Origin of the sequence: Arthrobacter crystallopoietes BAB-32, from assembly GCF_000328305.2 — a bacterium.
In the GTDB taxonomy this organism is placed as follows: Bacteria; Actinomycetota; Actinomycetes; order Actinomycetales; family Micrococcaceae; genus Crystallibacter; species Crystallibacter crystallopoietes_A.
This window is the reverse complement of the sequence record NZ_ANPE02000232.1, coordinates 1-4,898: the sequence shown is the minus strand read 5'-3', so window position 1 is coordinate 4,898 and position 4,898 is coordinate 1. Positions and strand designations below refer to the sequence as shown.

5 protein-coding genes are annotated in these 4,898 nt (G+C 68.2%); 1 reads left to right on the top strand and 4 read right to left on the bottom strand.

Translation table 11 applies throughout. The annotated features are described in order from the left end of the window. Positions 1–59: 59 nt before the first annotated feature. A complete protein-coding gene (locus D477_RS17705) occupies positions 60–812 on the bottom strand; it encodes a PDDEXK nuclease domain-containing protein (RefSeq protein WP_005272835.1) in 753 nt (250 codons plus the stop codon). A gap of 53 nt (positions 813–865) precedes the next feature. On the opposite strand from D477_RS17705, the gene D477_RS17700 reads away from it, so the two are divergent. Next, positions 866–1,813 carry a D-2-hydroxyacid dehydrogenase family protein gene (locus D477_RS17700; RefSeq protein WP_005272833.1) on the top strand — a complete coding sequence of 316 codons (948 nt, stop codon included), beginning with the start codon at positions 866–868 and terminating at the stop codon, positions 1,811–1,813. Positions 1,814–1,820: 7 nt separating this feature from the next. Here D477_RS17700 and D477_RS17695 read toward each other — a convergent pair whose 3' ends face one another. The 3 genes from D477_RS17695 to D477_RS17685 all read right to left on the bottom strand — a co-directional run. Continuing rightward, a complete protein-coding gene (locus D477_RS17695; protein WP_005272832.1) occupies positions 1,821–2,573 on the bottom strand; it encodes a nuclear transport factor 2 family protein in 753 nt (250 codons plus the stop codon). Positions 2,574–2,722: 149 nt separating this feature from the next. After that, positions 2,723–3,235, bottom strand: a complete 513-nt coding sequence (locus D477_RS21405) for a DUF6010 family protein (protein ID WP_005272830.1) — start codon at positions 3,233–3,235, stop codon at positions 2,723–2,725. 66 nt (positions 3,236–3,301) lie between these two features. Then, on the bottom strand, positions 3,302–4,898 hold a 1,597-nt coding region (locus tag D477_RS17685; protein WP_005272829.1), incomplete at its 5' end, for a helix-turn-helix transcriptional regulator.

Sequence of the window (4,898 nt, the reverse complement as noted above, 5' to 3'; positions counted from 1 at the left end):
CACCGGATTATCCCGACAAATCACGTCATCAGAGTGCGTCTTCCCAAGTCACTGGCCCATCACCCACGCAAAGCAGCGGGCATCGGAATAACCCGAGAATCGGAACAATCGATATAGAAGTCGTCTCCGCCGACCTCCAGATGCACTTGCCGCCCCACGAACGCGAACCCCGGACCTAGCTCGCGCAGCGTCTCTACGATACGGTCAGTCAGCCGCTGCTCGAGATCCCGTTCGGAGACTTCCCCGCTCAGGCCAAGGAACTCGAAGTTGTAAGGATCCTTCGCCGCCTGCTGCGCCAGTTCCGATTCCCGTCCCGGCAGTGCCTTCGTGAAGTTCGACGGCGCCGACCCAGTCCGCTCCATCGCCTGCCCCATGATCATGTTCAGCAGCACATTGCGGGACCACGCGTATTCCACAGCTGCGGCGGCGTACCAGTCCAGAGATTCCCGGTCCGTGAGTTTGTCGACAAGCACCATGAGATGTCCCCAAGGCAATTGCGCAGCAGCTTGCTGCGCAATTGAATCGGGCCAGGCGCGGGCGAACGTAGCCATGTACTGCAGGTTCCTCGGCGATAAGCCCTTCATCTCCGGGAACTCGGCGCGGAGGTCCTCAGCCAGCTTGGCGATGACCCGGCTTCCCCAGCCTTCAGAGTCCTGTCGCCGCAGAATGTCCCGGCCGATCGACCAGTAAAGTTCGATCAGCTGCGTGTTAACTGTGCGTAAAGCGTGTGCCCGTGTACTTCGCACGCGCTCCTTCAGCACCGTCAGCAGATCTTGGTAATCGTCGGGAAGGGCAACGTCACGGCGGGTCATGTCCCTGACGCTACTTGCCGGCACTGACAGTTTTTGCCGCTAGGCTCGGCGGTATGAAGATCGCGGTCCTTGACGACTACCAGGACGTTGCCCGAACCCTTGCCGACTGGGATTCCCTCGGCGCTGAGGTCACCTTCTTCAAGGAGCACCTCGGACACGACGACGATGCGGTGGTCGGCGCTTTGGCGGGGTTCGACGTCGTTGTTGCCATGCGCGAACGTACGCCGCTGCGCGAACCGCGGCTGGAACGGCTGCCGGACCTGCGCCTGATTGTCTCGACCGGGCGGCGCAACGCGTCGATCGACCTGGCAGCGGCCCAGCGGTTGGGCATCACGGTCAGCCACACGGGCTACGTGCCCGAACCCACGGCGGAACATACCTGGGCGCTGATCCACGCCGCCACCCGGCACCTCGACGTCGAACTCGGTGCCATCGCCTCCGGTGGCTGGCAAACCACTCTGGGCCGAGGCCTCGCCGGGCGCACGCTGGGACTCCTCGGGCTGGGCAACCTGGGCACCCGCGTGGCCAAGGTCGGACTGGCGTTCGGCATGAACGTCATCGCCTGGAGCCAGAACCTCACGGCAGAGCGGGCGGCGGAACACGGCGTGCAGCGCGTGGAGAAAGCCGAGCTTTTCGCCGCCTCCGACATCCTGTCCGTGCATCTGGTCCTCTCGCACCGCACGCGCGGGCTGGTCGGGGAGGAGGACCTGGCGCTGATGAAGCCCGATGCGCTGCTGGTCAACACGTCGCGCGGACCCATCGTCCAGGAGGACGCCCTGCTTGAAGCGCTGCAGGCCGGACGGATCGGCGGCGCAGCGCTGGACGTCTACGATATCGAACCGCTCCCGGCCGAGCACCCGTGGCGCACCGCCCCGCGCACAATCCTCACCCCGCACTTGGGCTACGTGACGGAAGAGCAGTACCGGATCTTCTACCAGGACGCTGTGGAAGACATCGCGGCGTTCGCCGCCGGGGCGCCCGTCCGCGTCATGGAACCCTGAGGCCGGGTCAGAAGAACCCGTTGCCGTGCGGCATTTCGAAGGGCACCGGCTGGATCACGTCCCAGTGCTCCACGATCCGGCCGTCCTCCACGCGCCACAGTTCGTACAGCGCCACCGGCACCCCGAACTCCCCCTCGGCGACGGTGAGCACGAAGTTCCCCTCGCCAAGAATGCGGTGGATCCGGCGGTGGATGAGCGGCCGGCCCTGGGTGGCCCACATCGCGAGCGCCGCCTCGGCGCCAGCCACGCCGTCCGCCGCCTCGGGGTTGTGCTGCGCGAAGTCAGGTGCGATGTAGTTCTCCGCCACCCGGAGGTCCCGCTCAACCAGCACTTTCTGAGCAAACTCCGCCAGCAGCGCCTTGTTGGCCACCGTCTTTTCCGGATCCGAGACCTCCGTCGGGCCGTCCACCTGCGAGCGGCCACTGACCGAATCATGGGCCAGCGGGGCCAGCACCTCCCAATGCTCGGCGAGCCGCTCGCCTTCCACCCGGAAGACGTTAAACGCCACCACCGGGGTCGGCGCGAGCCCGTAGTAGACGCAGTGGATGGCAACCATCTCGCCGTCCTCGAGGATCCGCAGGGGCTCGAAGCGGAACTCCTGCGGCAGGTGCCCGACGAAGTCCCGCAGCGCCTCCGGTCCGTCCGGTGCCAGCGGCGAATGCTGCCGGTAGTCCGGGGTGTAGTAGCGGTCCACGGCGCCGGGATTGCGGTTGACGAACAGTTCCATGCCGGCTGTACGGACAACGTCTGCACTGGTCATTGCGGCACCCCCGAAAGAAGCGGGCCAACCTTGGATAGAGCCATCAGCGTACCGCTGCGGGGGCCCGTCAGGAAGGGCCAAAAAGCCCTCGATTTCGACCCGGAAAAGTCCCCGACGGAGAGGCCGCCGGGGACTGGTTTCCAAGGTTGCTAACGGACTGCCCCCGGATTGGCGGGCACGGTTTGCCGGTGCATTTTCGCGGCCGGCAGCCCGGTCCGGAACCTGAACCGGCTCCCGCCGCTGCGCCGGTAGGCCAGCACGATGTACAGCGCCACGACCCAGTCGAAGGTCACGCAGGCAATGGCCCAGCTTTCCGGCGCGAACTCGTGCCCGCCGCCGAAGAAGTGCAGCGGCACGTCCCACAGCGGATGCAGCGCCCAGCCCAGCGCCAGCCAGTACGGCGAGCGCCGCAGACCCAGCAGCCCCAGCGCGCCGAGCGCAATCGCGTGCAGCAGTTCGGCGAGCGCCCACAGTCCGCTGGCCTCCGCGACGATGGCGAAGCCGACGTACGCGCCGCCGGCGATCACCAGGAAGATGGCCAGCAGGGACCGCCCGTAGGAGTCCTTGGCGAAGCGCGACAGCGCAAACGCGATGGCCACCAGGACCGCGGCGTTGATGGCGCCGCCCAACAGGTAGTTGCCGATCAGAGTTGAAGTTTCCATGCCGCCATCTTCCGGCGGCCGGAGTGGTGCTCGCACCGGTGGAATTGCCGGGTTGTCCTACCGGGCTCAGGCGGTTGCGCGGTCCAGCTGGCGGCGCATCAGTTCTCCGCGGTTGCTGATGCCGAGCTTGGCGTAGACGTTGCGCAGGTGGAAGTCGACCGTGCGCGGGCTCAGGAACAGCTGCGCCGCCGCGTCGCGGTTGGACAGGCCCTGCTGGATGAGCGCGGCGACCTGCCGTTCCTGCGGGGTCAAAACAACGACGGCGGAGGGCTCGCGTTTGCGTGCGGTCTTGCCGGAGGCGCGCATTTCCTGCTGCGTCCGCTCCTCCCAGCGCCGCGCGCCCAGCTCCCGGAAGGTTTCCAGCGCTGCAGAAAGGTGGCTGCGGGCGTCCACGCGGCGGCGGGCCCGGCGCAGGTACTCGCCGTACGCCAGCTGGGTCCGTGCCCGATCGAAGCTGCGCGGCGACGAAGCGTGGTGCTCCAGCGCAGCGAGGTACAGCCGTTCCGCCTCCTCGCCCTCCGTCAGCAGGGCTTGGCAGTGCGCAGCCGCGGCGGCAGCCCAGGCGTTCCCGGTAGCTGCCGCATAGTCTTGTGTTTCCGCCGTCCAGGCTGCCGCTTCCTCACGATGTCCGCTACGGAACGCCGCCTCCACCCGGTCGACGGCCGCGGTATGGCGCATGACCGGGTGCGCGAACCGGGCCAGCTGGTGGAAAGCGGCTTCCGGCTCCCCGCTCTCGACCGCCTTGGCCCAGAGCAGCACGTCGTGCACCAGGCTGTGCATGCTGCCCAGCGGCTGCTTCGCCGCCACATCCTCCGCAGCACCCAGGTGCCGGGTGTAGCTTCCTTCCGACTGCAGCGCATCAAGCAGCGTCAGCGCTGCCAGCGGAAAAGCAGTCAGCCCGGCCTGGCCGCTGCCGTTGGCCAGCTGGAGCGCTTCGGACGCCCCGGCGCGGGCCGCGGCCCAGTTGCCGGTGACCACGTCGGTGATGTGCCGCCGGGTCAGCGCGTACAGCGCCATCATCAAGGCACCGCCGGCCCGCGCCCGGGAAAGCAGCAGCCCGTGGTACTCCAGCGCAGCCTGGTCGTCGCCCAACAGCACGGCCGCGATGCCCAGGTTCGGCAGCAGGTCCTGGTCCGCGTTCTCCAGGGAGGCACCGTCGGCATAGGCAGCCCGCAGCAACGCCGCGCCCCTGGCCAGGTCGCCGGTGCCGACGTGGTGGAAGCCCGCCAGCAGATGCCAGAAGCACTTCTGCCGCGCCGGGGCTGCCGGCCCGGGCTCTGTGGCGATTTCCAGCGGGTTGAGCCCGGTTCCGGAGTGGTCGAAGGAACCCAGCGCGGCGCCGAACATGGCTAGCTCGCGGGCCCGGACCGGGTCTGCCTCCGCCACCTCTTTGGCGCCTTCCAGCACCAGGTGCCGCCCGGCTTGGAGCGAGCCGGTGTTCCATTCGATCCTCGCCCGGAGCAGCGCGATGTCGGCGCGCAGCAGCGGCTCGCGGGCCAGGGCCAGCGCGGCCGTGTTGAGCCGGTCCGCCCGGACGGTGTCCGCGGTGAGCCAGGCGCTTTCCGCGGCCTCGTGCAGCCGCCGTGCCTTGGCTGCAGCATCAGCGGTCAACTCGGCGGCCCGCTCCCAGGCCGCACCGGCGGCCTCATGGCCGCCGCGGCTG

Coding starts and splice junctions, on each gene's coding strand:
- D477_RS17705 (WP_005272835.1), bottom strand. CDS start 812: ATGACCCGCCGTGACGTTGCCCTTCCCGACGATTACCAAGATCTGCTG.
- D477_RS21405 (WP_005272830.1), bottom strand. CDS start 3,235: ATGGAAACTTCAACTCTGATCGGCAACTACCTGTTGGGCGGCGCCATC.
- D477_RS17695 (WP_005272832.1), bottom strand. CDS start 2,573: ATGACCAGTGCAGACGTTGTCCGTACAGCCGGCATGGAACTGTTCGTC.
- D477_RS17700 (WP_005272833.1), top strand. CDS start 866: ATGAAGATCGCGGTCCTTGACGACTACCAGGACGTTGCCCGAACCCTT.